General features: G+C 70.9%; 13 protein-coding genes. All 13 read left to right on the forward strand.

The genetic code is table 11. From position 1 onward, the window contains the following. The 13 genes from AB1K56_RS06520 to AB1K56_RS06580 all read left to right on the forward strand — a co-directional run bounded on the left by AB1K56_RS06520 (position 1) and on the right by AB1K56_RS06580 (position 14,419). The gene (locus AB1K56_RS06520; protein WP_371204989.1) at positions 1–1,806 is read left to right on the forward strand and encodes a peptidoglycan D,D-transpeptidase FtsI family protein; all 1,806 of its coding nucleotides are present in this window, start codon (positions 1–3) and stop codon (positions 1,804–1,806) included. A 64-nt stretch (positions 1,807–1,870) separates the two neighbouring features. After that, positions 1,871–3,283, forward strand: coding sequence for a UDP-N-acetylmuramoyl-tripeptide--D-alanyl-D-alanine ligase (gene murF / locus AB1K56_RS06525; protein ID WP_371204990.1), 1,413 nt, complete (start codon positions 1,871–1,873; stop codon positions 3,281–3,283). Further along, positions 3,280–4,386, forward strand: a complete 1,107-nt coding sequence (mraY, locus tag AB1K56_RS06530) for a phospho-N-acetylmuramoyl-pentapeptide-transferase (protein WP_371204991.1) — start codon at positions 3,280–3,282, stop codon at positions 4,384–4,386. The genes murF and mraY overlap by 4 nt, the downstream gene beginning before the upstream one ends. Then, on the forward strand, positions 4,368–5,903 hold the full coding sequence (gene murD, locus AB1K56_RS06535; RefSeq protein ID WP_371204992.1) for a UDP-N-acetylmuramoyl-L-alanine--D-glutamate ligase: 1,536 nt from the start codon (positions 4,368–4,370) through the stop codon (positions 5,901–5,903). Before mraY ends, murD begins: the two co-directional genes overlap by 19 nt. A gap of 11 nt (positions 5,904–5,914) precedes the next feature. Beyond that, positions 5,915–7,168: a putative lipid II flippase FtsW gene (gene ftsW / locus AB1K56_RS06540; RefSeq protein WP_371204993.1), complete on the forward strand. Its 1,254-nt coding sequence runs from the start codon at positions 5,915–5,917 to the stop codon at positions 7,166–7,168. A gap of 31 nt (positions 7,169–7,199) precedes the next feature. Next, entirely contained in the window at positions 7,200–8,273 is a 1,074-nt protein-coding gene (locus AB1K56_RS06545; RefSeq protein ID WP_136587740.1) for a glycosyltransferase, read from the forward strand. An 88-nt stretch (positions 8,274–8,361) separates the two neighbouring features. Beyond that, positions 8,362–9,774, forward strand: a complete 1,413-nt coding sequence (gene murC / locus AB1K56_RS06550) for a UDP-N-acetylmuramate--L-alanine ligase (protein ID WP_371204994.1) — start codon at positions 8,362–8,364, stop codon at positions 9,772–9,774. 2 nt (positions 9,775–9,776) lie between these two features. After that, positions 9,777–10,766 (forward strand): FtsQ-type POTRA domain-containing protein, encoded by a 990-nt coding sequence (locus tag AB1K56_RS06555; RefSeq protein WP_371204995.1) that lies wholly within the window; start codon positions 9,777–9,779, stop codon positions 10,764–10,766. A 151-nt stretch (positions 10,767–10,917) separates the two neighbouring features. Continuing rightward, positions 10,918–12,105, forward strand: coding sequence for a cell division protein FtsZ (gene ftsZ / locus AB1K56_RS06560; protein ID WP_136587737.1), 1,188 nt, complete (start codon positions 10,918–10,920; stop codon positions 12,103–12,105). A gap of 66 nt (positions 12,106–12,171) precedes the next feature. Continuing rightward, a complete protein-coding gene (locus AB1K56_RS06565) occupies positions 12,172–12,855 on the forward strand; it encodes a YggS family pyridoxal phosphate-dependent enzyme (RefSeq protein ID WP_264630543.1) in 684 nt (227 codons plus the stop codon). Between the two features lie 31 nt (positions 12,856–12,886). Continuing rightward, positions 12,887–13,360, forward strand: coding sequence for a cell division protein SepF (locus AB1K56_RS06570; RefSeq protein ID WP_136587735.1), 474 nt, complete (start codon positions 12,887–12,889; stop codon positions 13,358–13,360). 6 nt (positions 13,361–13,366) lie between these two features. Continuing rightward, positions 13,367–13,669 carry a YggT family protein gene (locus tag AB1K56_RS06575; RefSeq protein WP_136587734.1) on the forward strand — a complete coding sequence of 101 codons (303 nt, stop codon included), beginning with the start codon at positions 13,367–13,369 and terminating at the stop codon, positions 13,667–13,669. 132 nt (positions 13,670–13,801) lie between these two features. Next, entirely contained in the window at positions 13,802–14,419 is a 618-nt protein-coding gene (locus AB1K56_RS06580) for a DivIVA domain-containing protein (RefSeq protein ID WP_371204996.1), read from the forward strand. Positions 14,420–14,426: the final 7 nt, after the last annotated feature.

The raw sequence follows: 14,426 nt of genomic DNA on the forward strand, positions 1-14,426 counted from the left end.
ATGACGACGACCACCTCCTCCCGGTCCCCGCGGCGTCGCACCGTCGTCGCACTGTCGATCGTGCTGATCGTGCTCATCGCGTTCGTCGTCCGCCTCGTCGACATCCAGGTCGTCAACGCGCGGACCCACGTGGACGACTCCCTCGCGATGGGACTGGAGAACTCGCGCGTCGAGTACGCCTCGCGCGGTTCGATCGTCGACGAGAACGGCGTCGTCCTGGCCTCCGCCGTCAACCGCTACGACGTCCAGGTCGACCCGATGCTCGCGGCGAAGGGCATCACCACCGTCGACTCCGGCGACGACGACGATCCGGGTACCACGACCGGTTGGCCCGAGCTCGCGGCTCAGATCGCGGCCATCACCGGTCAGGATGCCGCGGAGGTGCAGAAGATCGTCACCGACGCGGTGGCCGACAACCCCGACTCGCGCTACGCGATGATCGCCAAGAACGTCTCGACCGAACAGTACCGGGCCCTCGCCGACCTGAAGCTGCCGTTCCTGAGCTTCCCGCCGCAGTCCGGCCGCGTGTACCCGGACGGCGCCGTGGGGGGAAACCTCCTCGGCTTCGTCGGCAGCGACGGGCAGCCGCTCGCGGGTCTCGAGAACGCCGACAACGCCTGCCTCGCCTCCACCAACGGCAAGGTCGTCTTCCAGCAGAGCCGCGACGGCGTCGTGCTGCCCGGAACCGAGGTCGTCACCCAGCCCGCCGTCGACGGCGGCACGCTGAAGCTCACGATCGACCGCGATCTGCAGTGGTACCTCGGCCAGCTGATCGCCGAGCAGGTGCAGAACACCGGATCGCTGCGCGGAACGATCACCGTGGTCGAAGCCAAGACGGGCAAGATCCGGGCCCTGGCCGAGTACCCCTCGGTCGACCCCAACGACCCCACCGCGACGCCCGCCGACGATCGGGGCAGTCGCGCGTTCTCGAGCCCCTTCGAACCGGGATCGACCTTCAAGGCGCTGACCACGGCGATCGGCCTCGACAGCGGTTCGTACACCCCCGAGACCACCGTCACCGCGTCATCGCGCGAGGTGCTGGGCGGAGACGCGCGCGTGTCGGACGCCTTCTCGCACGGCCCCAACACGTACACGCCCACCGGTGTGCTCATCGACTCCTCGAACGTCGGCATCTCGAAGTTCGCCGAGATGATCCCGAAGCAGACCCGCTACGACTACCTGCAGAAATTCGGCATGGGCTCGCTGAGCGCGATCGACTTCCCCGGGGAGTCCGCCGGCATCCTGCACCCCGTCGGCGACTGGGACACCCAGACCTTCTACAACACGGCCTTCGGTCAGGGGCTGTCGGTCACCGTGCCGCAGCTCGTCGGGGCCTACCAGACCATCGCGAACGGCGGACTGAAGATCCCGCTCTCGCTCGTGGAGGGCTGCACCGCGGCAGACGGCACGGTCACCGACACCCCGTCGACCGAGGGGACCCAGGTCATCTCGCCCGACACCGCCCACGAGGTCGGTCTGATGCTCGAGAACGTCGCCACGCAGGGCGAGCTCGCCGACAAGATCGCCATCCCCGGATACCGCCTCGCGATCAAGACCGGTACCGGTGAGAAGGTCGACGAGAACACCGGCGCCTACAAGCCCGACGCCTACTTCACCACGATGATCGGTTTCGCCCCCGCCGACGACCCGCAGTACGTCGTCGCGGTCAACCTGGACGAACCGCGGACGGTAAAATCGTCCGCGGCCACCGCCCCCGCGTTCCAGAAGGCGATGACGCAGGTTCTCAAGACCTACCGCGTCATCCCGTCCGGGACCACGACCCCCGAACTGCCCAAGTTCGGCTGAGACACCGCCGACGCCGGTCTCGTCTCGGTAACGAATGCGACACGGAAAGGGCGTCCGCACAGCAATGATCTCCACCAGCCTCTCCCACATCGCCGACGTGCTCGGCGGGCGCCTCGTCGTCCGTCGCGACGACACCCCCGACACCACCGTCGAGGGTCTGGTCGACACCGACTCGCGCCTCATCGAGCCCGGCGGCGTCTTCGTCGCCAAGCCCGGTGAGACCACCGACGGCCACCTGTTCGTCGGGACCGCCGTCGAGCGCGGAGCGGCGCTGGCGATCGTGGAGCGCGAGCTCGACGACGAGGTCAGCCAGATCGTCGTCCCCGACGTGATCGAGGCCCTCGCAGCCCTCGCCCGCGACAACGTCGCCCGCGTCCGGGCGGCAGGCGCGCTGAAGGTCGTCGGCATCACCGGCTCGAACGGCAAGACGACGACGAAGAACATGCTGGCGCGCATCCTCGAGGGCGAGGGACCCACGGTCGCGCCGCGCGCCTCGTTCAACAACGAGGTCGGCGCCCCGCTGACGATGCTGCGCGTCGCCGACGACACGCGGTTCCTCGTGAGCGAGTTCGGGGCGAGCGCCCCGGGTGCGATCGCGCGCCTCGCGGGCCTCGTGACCCCTGACGTCGGGGTCGTGCTGATGGTGGGCATGGCCCACGCGGGCGGGTTCGGCGGCATCGAGTCCACGTTCCACGCGAAGAGCGAGCTGGTGAAGGCCACCCGCGAGGGCGGCCTCGCCGTGCTCAACGCCGACGACCCGCGGGTCGCCGCGATGGAACCGATCGCGCGCGAGCGCGGACAGGACGTGCGCTGGTTCGGCCGCGGCGAACGGGCGGAGGTGCGGGCCGTCGACGTCGAGGTCTCGGCATCCGGCACCCGCGCCGACCTGCTCGTCGACGGCGAGGCGCACACCCTGACCCTGCGCGTGCTGGGCGAGCACCACATCATGAACGCCCTCGCGGCGATCGCCGCGGCGACCGCTCTGGGCGTGTCCGCCGCCGATGCGATCGCGCGCGTCGAGACGCTCGAGATCGCCGAGCGGTGGCGGATGCAGCCGATGGGCTCCGAGCGCGTGCGCATCATCAACGACGCCTACAACGCCAGCCCCGACTCGATGGCCGCCGCGCTGCGCACCCTCGCGCAGATCACCGGGCCCGAGGAGCGCACGGTCGCCGTGCTCGGCGCGATGAGCGAGCTGGGGGAGTACGCCGACGAGGAGCACGACCGGGTCGGCCTGCTGGCCGTGCGGCTGCGCATCCAGCGCATCGTCGTGATCGGCCCGGAGGCGCGCCGCATGTACCTCGAGGCGATCGCCCAGGGCTCGTGGGACGGCGAGGCGGTGTTCTTCGCCGACGCCGACGCCGCGTACGACTACCTCTCGACCGAACTGCGCGACGGCGACCGCGTGCTGGTGAAGTCGTCCAACTCGGCGGGGCTGCGTCACCTCGGCGATCGACTCGGGGAGCTGTTCGCGTGAGATCTCTTCTGACGTCGGCGGCGATCTCGCTCGCCTTCACGCTCTTCCTCACGCCGGTCTTCCTGCGGTGGTTCCGCAAGTGGGGCTGGGGTCAGGTCATCCGCACGCCCGAGAACGTGCACAACCCCTCGCACGGCGCCAAACGCGGAACGCCCACCATGGGCGGCACGATCTTCATCGCGGGCACGATCGTCGGGTACTTCATCGGTTCCTACGCCGGCAACAACCCCCCGACCGTCTCGGGACTGCTCGTGCTGTGGCTCATGCTCGGCTTCGGCGTGGTCGGCTTCATCGACGACTACATGAAGGTGCGTCACCAGAACAGCCTCGGCCTGTCGGGATGGCGCAAGATCCTCGGCCAGGTCCTCGTCGTCGTGCCCTTCGCGGTCGTGGCGCTGAACTTCCCCAACGCCTTCGGGCAGACCGCCGCCTCGGAGTACATCTCCGTCTTCCGCGACATCCAGGTGCTCTCGCTCTTCGCCCTCGGGCCGATCCTCGGCTGGCTGCTGTACCTCGCGTGGATCTCGCTCATCGGCACCGCGGCATCCAACTCCGTCAACGTCGCCGACGGTCTCGACGGCCTCGCCGCCGGTTCGGGCATCTTCGTCGTGGGGGCGTACAGCCTCATGGCCTTCTGGCAGAACAAGCAGATGTGCGCCGACGTGCTCGACCCCACCGTGCAGGCGGGGTGCTACGCGGTGCGCGACCCCTTCGACCTCGCGATCGTCTCGGCCTCGTTCGTGGGAGCCCTCGTCGGCTTCCTGTGGTGGAACGCGCCGAAGGCGAAGGTCTTCATGGGCGACTGCGGTTCGATGGCCATCGGCGGTGTCATCGCGGCGCTGGCCATCTTCACCCGCACCGAACTGCTGCTCGTGCTCATCGCCGGCGTCTACGTGATCGCGTCGGGCTCGGTGATTCTGCAGCGGGCGTACTTCAAGGTCACCAAGGGCAAGAGGCTCTTCCTCATGAGCCCCCTTCACCACCACCTCGAGATGCGGGGGTGGCCCGAGGTCACCATCGTCGTGCGCATGTGGATCATCGCCGGACTGCTCGCCGTCTCGGGCATCGGATTCTTCTACGTCGAATGGCTCTCACGCGTATGACCGACCTCTCCACCCGCACCAGCTGGCACGCCGACTGGAAGGGCCTGCGCGTCGCCGTGCTGGGCCTGTCGGTGACGGGCTTCTCGGTCGCCGACACGCTCTCGGAGCTGGGCGCCGAGGTGCTCGTGGTCACCGAGCGGGCGGATGCCGAGTACGGTCGTCTCCTGCCGGTGCTGGGCGTGCGCCTGCACGAGGGACCGCTCGACGCGGTCCCGGCGGAGCTCTCCGCCTTCGCCCCTGAGGTCGTCATCGCCTCCCCGGGCTTCCCGCCTCACCACCCCCTCATCCGCTGGACGCAGGAGCAGCGGATCGCCCTCTGGGGCGACGTCGAGCTGGCGTGGCGCGTACGCGACAAAGTCGTGCGAGCGGACGGGCGACCGGCCGACTGGGTGCTCATCACCGGCACGAACGGCAAGACCACCACCACGCGCCTCACCGCGGAGATGCTCGTGACCGCGGGCCTGCGGGCCGCGCCGGTGGGCAACATCGGCACCCCCGTGCTCGACGCGGTGCGCGACCCCGGCGGCTTCGACGCGCTCGTCGTCGAGCTGTCCAGCCACCAGCTCTGGTACCTCAACCTGCAGAGCGGCCCCGAGGCCCTGTCGCCGCACGCGGCGGTGTGCCTCAACCTCGCGGACGACCACCTCGAGTGGCACGGCGGCGCCGACGCCTACCGCGACGCGAAGGCGGGCGTCTACGCGCGCACCCGCGTCGCGTGCGTGTACAACAAGGCCGACGCGGCGACTCGCGAGATGGTCGAGGACGCCGAGGTGATCGAGGGTGCCCGCGCGATCGGCTTCGACCTCGGCGTGCCGGGGCCCAGCGACCTCGGCGTCGTCGACGGCATCCTCGTCGACCGGGCCTTCCTCGAGGAGCGCGCGACCTCCGCCCTGGAGCTGACCACCGTCGCCGACCTCGCGGCCCGCGGGCTCGCCGCTCCCCACATGGTCTCCAACATCCTCGCCGCCGCCGCCCTCGCCCGCTCGCTGGGGGCGACGCCCGCGCACATCTTCGACACGCTCGAGCGGTTCCGCCTCGACCCGCACCGCATCCAGGTGGTCGCCGCGCACGCGGGCGTGACGTGGGTGGACGACTCGAAGGCGACCAACCCGCACGCGGCCTCGTCGTCTCTCGCGGCGTACCCCGGCGCGGTGTGGGTGGTCGGGGGTCTGCTCAAGGGCGTCGATCTCTCCGACCTCGTGCGCGCGCGCGGTGCGGGCGTCCGCGCCGCCATCGTGATCGGCACGGAGCGCGCCGACATCGTCGCGGCGTTCGCGCGACACGCCCCCGCGGTTCCGCTGTTCGAGGTCGACCACGCCGAGACTGAAGACGTCATGGCACGGGTCGTCGAACTGGCGGCGGATGCGGCTCAGGACGGGGACACGGTTCTCCTGGCTCCCGCAGCGGCATCCTTCGATCAGTTCGCGTCCTACTCCGACCGCGGCGACCGCTTCGCCGACGCGGTGCGGGCGTGGATCGAGGGCCAGGGCGACGGAGCATCTCGACCGACCGACTGAGGGGATCACGCGTGACCACGACGGCACCCCCTCCGCGGCAGACGCCCGACGAGCAGCCCGAGCGCGGCGGCCTCATCGCCAGAGTCTCGCTCGGACGCGCCTTCCGGCCGGTCGCGAGCGAGTTCCTCCTCGTCGCCTCCGCGGCCCTGCTGCTCACCGGCTTCGGGCTCGTGATGGTGCTCTCGGCCACCTCCGCCCTCGACGGGGGGCAGAGCCCCTTCGACCACGTGATCAAGCAGGGCATCTTCGCGGTCGTCGGCATCCCCCTGATGTTCGTGCTGAGTCGCGCGCGCATGAGCTTCTGGAAGAAGATCGCGTGGCCGGCGCTCATCCTGGCGACGATGTTCCAGATGCTCGTCTACGTGCCGGGCCTCGGCATCGCCTCGTACGGCAACCGCAACTGGGTGCAGATCGCCGGGTTCCAGTTCCAGCCCGCCGAGTTCCTCAAGCTCACCCTCGCCCTGTGGATGGGCGCGGTGCTGTACCGCAAGCGCCGACTGCTGAGCTCGTGGAAGCACGTCTTCATCCCCGTCGTGCCCGTCTCGGTGCTGGTCATCGGCACCGTGCTCGGCGGGAAAGACCTCGGCACCGTGATGATCCTCGTGCTCGTCGTGCTCGGTGCGCTGTTCTTCGCCGGGATCAAACTGCGCATGTTCATCGTTCCCGCGGTGCTCGCGCTCGTGGTCGTGCTGCTGTCGGCGGTGGGCAGCGAGAACCGCATGGCCCGCATCATGAGCCTGTTCCAGCCCGACGACGCCTCGTGCTACTACACGACGTGCTACCAATCGATGCACGGCATCTGGGGCCTCGCGAGCGGGGGTCTGCTGGGGCTGGGACTGGGCAACTCGAAAGAGAAGTACGACTGGCTGCCCGCGGCGGCCAACGACTACATCTTCGCCATCATCGGCGAGGAGCTCGGGCTCATCGGGTGCATCGTCGTGCTCGTGCTCTTCGCCGTCTTCGCCGTCGGCGCCTTCCGCATCATCCGCCGCACCGACGACAGCTTCGTGCGGATCGTCGCCGGCGCCATCACCCTCTGGATCGTCGGTCAGGCGCTGGTGAACATCGGCGTCGTGCTGCGCATCTTCCCCGTGCTGGGCGTGCCCCTGCCGTTCATGTCGCAGGGCGGCACCTCGCTGCTGTCGGTGCTCATCGCGTGCGGGGTGCTGCTCTCGTGCGCGCGCACGCTGCCGGATCAGCGCGAGGCCGCCGCGCAGCGACCGCCGCGGCGTTCCGCATCGCCGCGGCCGGGGCGACGCGGCTGATCGCGCCCCGCGACCTGGCTAGGGTCGTACGGTGACGACTTACCTCCTCGCCGGCGGCGGCACCGCCGGGCACGTGAACCCCCTGCTCGCGGTCGCCGACGGCCTGCGCGCACGCGACGCCGACGCCGAGGTCTTGGTGCTCGGCACCCGCGAGGGCCTCGAGGCGCGGCTCGTGCCGCTGCGTGGGTACGAGCTGCTGACGATCGCGAAGGTGCCGTTCCCGCGCCGACCCGACCGGGCGGCCGCGGTCTTCCCCGCTCGGTTCCTGCGCGCCGTCGCCGATGTGCGCCGCCTCATCCGCGAGCGCGGGGTCGACGCCGTCGTCGGCTTCGGCGGGTACGCGGCCGCGCCCGCGTACATCGCCGCGCGACGCGAGCGCGTGCCGTTCGTCGTGCACGAGGCCAACGCGAAGCCGGGACTGGCGAACGTCCTGGGCGCCCGCACCGCGGCCGGGGTCGGGGTCGCCTTCGCCGGAACGCCCCTGCGCGGCGCGCGCGAGGTCGGGATGCCGCTGCGCCGCGAGGTCGTCGAGCTCGACGCCGCCGCGCGACGCGAGGAGGCGGCGACCCACTTCGGCCTGGATGCCGCCCGCCCCACCCTCCTCGTCTTCGGCGGATCGCTGGGCGCGCTCCGTTTGAACACGGCGTTCGGCGGCGCGTGGCAGGACGTGCTCGACGCGGGCTGGCAGTTGCTCCACGTCACGGGGCAGAACTCCGACCTGCCCGACCCCGGCGCCCCCGGCTACGCCGTGGTTCGCTACGTCGACCGCATGGACCTCGCCTTCGCCCTGGCCGACCTGGTCGTCTCGCGCTCGGGGGCGGCGACGGTGAGCGAGATCAACGCCCTCGGCATCCCGGCCGTGTACGTCCCCTACGCCGTGGGCAACGGCGAGCAGAGCCTGAACGCGGCCGCCTCCGTGCGCGCCGGGGCGGCGCTCCTCATCGCCGACGCGGAGTTCACCCCCGAGCGCGTGCGCACGGACATCGTCCCGCTGCTCACCGACGACGGGCGCCGCACCGCGATGCGCGACGCGGCCGCGCGCACCGGCATCCGCACGGGCACCGAGAACGTCATCGCGATGATCGACGAGGCCCTCTCGCGGTGACGCGCGACAGCCCCGCGGCGGCGGACGGACCGGGATGCCGCGCGCCGGGGCTCGCGCGCAGGATCCGCGACGTAAACTCGCTCACGCCATGATCAGACCCGACCTGAGCCTCCCCATCCCCGAGACCATCACCTCCGCGCACTTCATCGGCGTAGGGGGATCGGGCATGTCCGGGCTCGCCCGCATGTTCCTCGACCGCGGCATCCGCGTGTCCGGCTCCGACCGCGCCGACAGCGCGGCGCTGCGCGACCTTGCCGCCCGCGGGGCCACCGTGCACGTCGGGCACGACGCCGCGCACCTCGGCGACGCCGACACGGTCGTGCACACGGGCGCGATCTGGCCCGAGAATCCCGAGTTCGTCACCGCGAAGCAGCGCGGACTGCACGTGATCCACCGGTCGCAGGCGCTGCACTGGCTCATCGGCGGGCGTCGGCTCGTCTCGGTCGCCGGCGCGCACGGCAAGACCACCTCGACGGGCATGATCGTCACGGCCCTGCGCGCCCTCGACGTCGATCCGACGTTCGTCAACGGCGGCGTGATCGCCGACCTCGGCGCCTCCAGCGGCACGGGGGGAGACGACCTCGTCGTGATCGAGGCCGACGAGTCCGACGGCACCTTCGAGCTCTACGACACCTCGGTCGCCCTCATCACCAACGTCGACCCCGACCATCTCGACCACTACGGTTCGCGCGACGCGTTCGACGCCGCGTTCGCCCGGTTCGCGGATGCCGCGGCCGAGGCCGTCGTGATCTCGGCCGACGACGCCGGTGCGCGGGCCGTGCGCGAGCGCATCACGCACGACACCGTCGTGACCTTCGGCGAGGACGCGTCCGCCGACGTTCGGCTCAGCGGCATCCGCACCGACGGTCCCGTCGCCTTCACCCTGACCGCCGGCGGCGAGAGCGTCGACGTGCGGCTGCGCGTGCCGGGGGCGCACAACGCCGTCAACGCCGCGGGCGCCGTCGCCGTCCTGCGCGTGCTCGGCCACTCGCTCGCCCACGCCGCGCGCGCCGTCGAGGGCTTCGGCGGCACGGTAAGGCGGTTCGAGCTGCACGGCGTCGAGCAGGGCGTGAGCGTGTACGACGACTACGCCCACCACCCGACCGAGGTCGCGGCCGCGCTGTCGGCGGCGCGCACGGTCGTGGGGGAGGGGCGCCTGATCGCGATCCAGCAGCCGCACACGTACTCGCGCACGCAGGAGATGTTCCGCGAGTTCGCCGAGGTGCTCGAGTCGCACGCCGACCACACGGTCATGCTCGACGTCTACGGCGCGCGCGAGGATCCCGTGCCGGGGGTGACGGGCGAGCTCGTCAGCGGAGCGTTCGCCGATCCCTCCCACGTGCACTACGTGCCCGACTGGCAGGCCGCAGCCGACTACACCGCCGAGATCGCCCGCCCCGGCGATTACGTCATCACCCTCGGGTGCGGCAACGTGTACCAGATCATCCCGCAGGTGCTCGAGGCCCTGTCGCGCACGGCCACGACGGAGCCGGCGGTCTGAGCGTGCGCCGGCCCTCGCCCCTGCCCCCGCCCCCGGAGTCCGAGCGCGCCGCGGCGAAGGCGCCGAGCGGCGGAGCGGGTCCGTCGACCGTGCGCTCGGAGCGCCCCGTTCCCGTCGTCCGCGAGGCCGACCTCGAGACCGCCCCGGTGCTTCCGCTCGTTCGGCCGGGCGAGCGCGCCGTCGACGAGCGTCTGATCGGCGACGACGCCTCCGCGAAGGATGCCGAGGGCCCCAGCCTGCGCGACGTCTGGCGGGCCTCCCGCGCCCGCCGACGCGCGCTGTCCGCCGAGGTCAAGCGGTTCACCGTGCGCCAGCGTCGTCGACGCCGCGTGTGGATCGGGGTCGGTGCGGCGTTCCTCGTGATGGTCCTCGGCACCGCGGGGGCCGCCTACAGCCCCCTGTTCGCCGTGGAGCGCATCGACGTCGTGGGCACGTCGCAGCTCGACGCGTCCGCGGTGGGCGAGGCGCTCAGCGGTCAGATCGGCACGCCCCTGGCGATGGTCGACGACAGCGCCGTGAAAGCTGCTCTGGTGCGGTTCCCGCTCGTCGAGTCGTACACGCTCGAGGCGCGTCCGCCCCACGACCTCGTCGTGAACATCGTCGAACGCACGCCGATCGGCGTCCTGCAGACCCCGGCCGGGTTCACGGTGGTGGATGCCGCGGGCGTCGCCCTGTCGACCACGCCCGACGCCCCCGCGGGTCAGCCCCTGCTCGAGATCACCGGCGGCACCGACTCTGCCGCGTTCCACGCGGCGGGGCGGGTCATGCGCGCGCTCCCGGATGCGGTGCGCTCGCAGGTCACCGGGGTCTCGGCATCCACCCCCGACGACGTGACCTTGACGCTCGGTGCGACGGGGTCGCGTGTGATGTGGGGAAGCGCCGACAGGTCGGGCGAGAAGGCGATCGTGCTGGGCCGGTTGATGGAGAAGAGCCCCCCGGATCGCGCGAAGGAGTACGACGTCACCTCGCCCGAGGCCGGCGTCGTCCGCTGATATCCGAGGCGAAAACAGAACACGCCGCGTGTCGGGCGTGCGCCGCCCGATCCGCCACCTACCTTCGAGCTAAGGAATTGCATACCGGGCAATTCTTTAACCCTCAACATGAGGTTTAGAGTTTCGGGTTCGGGGACAAACGGAGGCCGGCATGAGCCACAACCAGAACTACCTCGCCGTGATCAAGGTCGTCGGTGTGGGCGGGGGCGGCGTCAACGCCGTCAACCGCATGATCGAGCTCGGCCTGCGCGGCGTGGAGTTCATCGCGATCAACACCGACGCGCAGGCGCTGCTCATGAGCGACGCCGACGTCAAGCTCGACGTGGGCCGCGAGCTCACGCGCGGCCTGGGCGCCGGTGCGGATCCCGAGGTCGGCCGACGCGCCGCCGAGGACCACGCCGAAGAGATCGAGGAGGCCCTGCGCGGGGCCGACATGGTCTTCGTCACCGCGGGCGAGGGCGGCGGAACGGGCACCGGCGGCGCCCCCGTCGTCGCCAAGATCGCGAAGTCGATCGGCGCCCTGACCATCGGTGTCGTCACCAAGCCCTTCTCGTTCGAGGGTCGTCGTCGCCAGAGCCAGGCCGAGGGCGGCGTCCAGCGCCTGAAAGAAGAGGTCGACACCCTCATCGTCGTCCCCAACGACCGCCTCCTCGAGATCAGCGACCGCGGCATCTCCATGATCGAGGCCTTCGCCACGGCCGATCAGGTGCTCCTCGCGGGTGTCCAGGGCATCACCGACCTCATCACCACCCCGGGTCTGATCAACCTCGACTTCGCCGACGTCAAGAGCGTGATGCAGGGGGCGGGTTCCGCCCTCATGGGCATCGGCTCCTCGCGCGGTGCCGACCGAGCCATAAAGGCGGCCGAACTCGCCGTCGAATCCCCGCTGCTCGAGGCCTCGATCGAGGGTGCGCACGGCGTGCTGCTGTCGATCCAGGGCGGATCGAACCTCGGCATCTTCGAGATCAACGACGCCGCGCAGCTGGTGAAGGAGGCCGCGCACCCCGAGGCCAACATCATCTTCGGAACGGTCATCGACGACACCCTCGGCGACGAGGTGCGCGTCACCGTCATCGCGGCGGGCTTCGACGGCGGCGAGCCCTCGCTGCGCATCGACGCCGTCGGCGCCCAGCGCCCGGCCTCGGCCCCCGTCGTCCCCGTCATCCCGGCCGACGACGTCGCCCGCGACCTCGACGCCGCCGAGGAGCAGAAGGCCGCGACCGAGCGCGCCCCCGAGCGCCGCCCGGAGCCCGCGCCCGTCACCGCGCGCGTCCCCGAGACCTCGTACGACAACGGTTACGCCGAGGACGACCTCGACGTCCCCGACTTCCTGAAGTAGAGACAGTCCCCGAACGCGAGCGGGTCCGGTTGCCACCGGGCCCGCTCGCGTCGTCGAAGGAGCAGCATGGACACCGCCCTCGCCGACCGGCTCGCCGCCGTCGACGCGCGCATCCAGGATGCCGCCCGCGCCGCGCATCGCGATCCCGCCGGCATCACGCGCATCGTGGTCACGAAATTCCACCCGGCCTCCCTGGTCGTCGACCTGCACGCCCTGGGCGTGCGCGACGTGGGGGAGAACCGCCAGCAGGAGCTCACCGCCAAGCGGGCCGAACTCGGCGGCATCCCCGATCTGCGCTGGCACTTCATCGGGCAGGCGCAGACCAACAAGGCCCGCGCCGTGCGGGCGGCGGCGGATGCCGTGCACTCGGTCGATCGCGAGAGGATCGCCGACGCCCTCGACGCGGCCGGCGGCGACACGCCGCTCGACGTCCTGCTGCAGGTGAACCTCACCGACGACACCGGTCGCGGCGGCGTCGAGCCCGACGGCGTGGAGGCCCTGGCGACGCATGTGGCGGGGCTTCGGACCCTGCGGCTGCGCGGGGTCATGGCCGTCGCCCCGCTCGACGAGGAGCCCGCCCGCGCGTTCGAGAGGCTGCGCCGGTCGGCCGACGCGGTGCGCACCGTCGTCGCCGACGCCGAGTGGATCTCGGCCGGCATGACGGGCGACTTCCCCGAAGCGATCGCGATGGGCGCGACACACCTGCGGATCGGCTCCGCAATCACGGGCCCGAGGCCCCCGCGCGACTAGCCTCGGACCAGACGAGCGAACGGAGGATGCGATGTCGAACCCCCTGAAGAAGACGATGGTGTACCTGGGCCTCGCCGACGAGGAGGAGACCTATGAGGAGACGGCGCCGCAGCCCATCGCGCGCAAGCAGACGGCACCTGCCGCTGCTCCCGTCGAGAAGGCCGCACCGGTGACCCCGCTGCACCGTCCCGCCGTGGTGCGTCAGCCCTCGGCCGGCCCGGTGAGCGAGATCCTCACGGTGCACCCCAAGCAGTACCGCGACGCCCAGACGATCGCGGAGAACTTCCGCGAGGGAATCCCGGTCATCATCAACCTGTCGCAGATGAGCGACGCCGACGCGCGTCGCCTGATCGACTTCGCGAGCGGACTCTCGCTCGGGCTGTACGGCCGCATCGAGCGGGTGACGAGCAAGGTCTTCCTGCTCTCGCCCGAGAACATCGCCGTGTCCGGCGACGGTGCGATCGCGCAGGCCGACCCCGAGGCTGCCCCGTTCGCCGCCCAGTAAGCGATCGTGGCCGTCCTGAGCCTGGTCGGCTCCATCCTCAGCGCGCTGCTGTTCATCTACATCGTGCTGCTGCTCGCGCGCCTCGTGCTCGAGTACATCCCGATGTTCAACCGCGAATGGCGCCCCCGCGGTGCCACTCTCGTGCTGGCTGAGATCGTCTACACCGTGACGGACCCGCCCATCAAGCTGGTCCGCCGCATCATCCCTCCCCTGCGCATCGGGGGGATCGCGATCGATTTCGGATTCGCGATCGTCATGTTCGTCTGCTTCCTGCTGCTGAGCGTGACGCGGTCCCTCGCGGCCGCGTGACCTCCCGCCGCCGCCCCCTGACAGTGCCCTTCGACACTGACGGAGGGCGGCGGCTATGCTGTTCCGAAGCGGTACGCCCCGGTGCGACACCCCCAACAGTTCCGAATCAGAGCTCTCGAAAGAGGAAACACCATGGCACTGACCCCCGATGACGTCGTCACCAAGCAGTTCCAGCACGTGCGCTTCAAGGAGGGCTTCGACCCCGACGAGGTCGACGACTTCCTCGACGAGATCGTCGTCGAGTGGCGCAAGACCATCGCCGAGAACGAGGAGCTGAAGTCCAAGCTCGCCGCGTTCGAGTCCGGCGAGGCGGCTCCCGCCACGGTCGCGGCGCCCGTCGCCGAAGAGCCCAAGGCCGAAGAGCCCGCTCCCGTCGAGACCCCCGCTCCGGCTCCCGCCGCGGTGTCGACCGACGCCGAGCCCGCCGCCCAGAGCGCCGGCATCATCGAGCTCGCCCAGCGTCTGCACGACGAGCACGTCGCCGAGGGCAAGGCCCAGCGCGACCAGCTCATCGGCGAGGCGCAGGCGCAGGCGGCATCCATCGTCGCCGAGGCCGAGCAGAAGGGCCGCGAAGAGCGCGCCCGCCTCGAGAAGGAGCGCGTCACCCTCGAGGGCCGCATCACCGAGCTGCGCAACTTCGAGCGCGACTACCGCTCGCAGCTGCGTTCGTACATCGAGGGTCAGCTCCGCGACCTCGACACCACTGCGTCGTCGTCGGGCTCCACGCCCGTGTCGGCGATCGGTCTGTAAGTCGACA

It is taken from the genome of Microbacterium sp. BWR-S6Y, assembly GCF_041379845.1.
Classification (GTDB): Bacteria; Actinomycetota; Actinomycetes; order Actinomycetales; family Microbacteriaceae; genus Microbacterium; species Microbacterium hydrothermale.

Bases quoted from the DNA above. Each gene is read 5' to 3' on its own strand.
- murD (WP_371204992.1), top strand. From the start codon at position 4,368: ATGGCTCTCACGCGTATGACCGACCTCTCCACCCGCACCAGCTGGCAC.
- AB1K56_RS06570 (WP_136587735.1), top strand. From the start codon at position 12,887: ATGTCGAACCCCCTGAAGAAGACGATGGTGTACCTGGGCCTCGCCGAC.
- AB1K56_RS06565 (WP_264630543.1), top strand. From the start codon at position 12,172: ATGGACACCGCCCTCGCCGACCGGCTCGCCGCCGTCGACGCGCGCATC.
- murC (WP_371204994.1), top strand. From the start codon at position 8,362: ATGATCAGACCCGACCTGAGCCTCCCCATCCCCGAGACCATCACCTCC.
- AB1K56_RS06520 (WP_371204989.1), top strand. From the start codon at position 1: ATGACGACGACCACCTCCTCCCGGTCCCCGCGGCGTCGCACCGTCGTC.
- AB1K56_RS06580 (WP_371204996.1), top strand. From the start codon at position 13,802: ATGGCACTGACCCCCGATGACGTCGTCACCAAGCAGTTCCAGCACGTG.
- ftsZ (WP_136587737.1), top strand. From the start codon at position 10,918: ATGAGCCACAACCAGAACTACCTCGCCGTGATCAAGGTCGTCGGTGTG.
- murF (WP_371204990.1), top strand. From the start codon at position 1,871: ATGATCTCCACCAGCCTCTCCCACATCGCCGACGTGCTCGGCGGGCGC.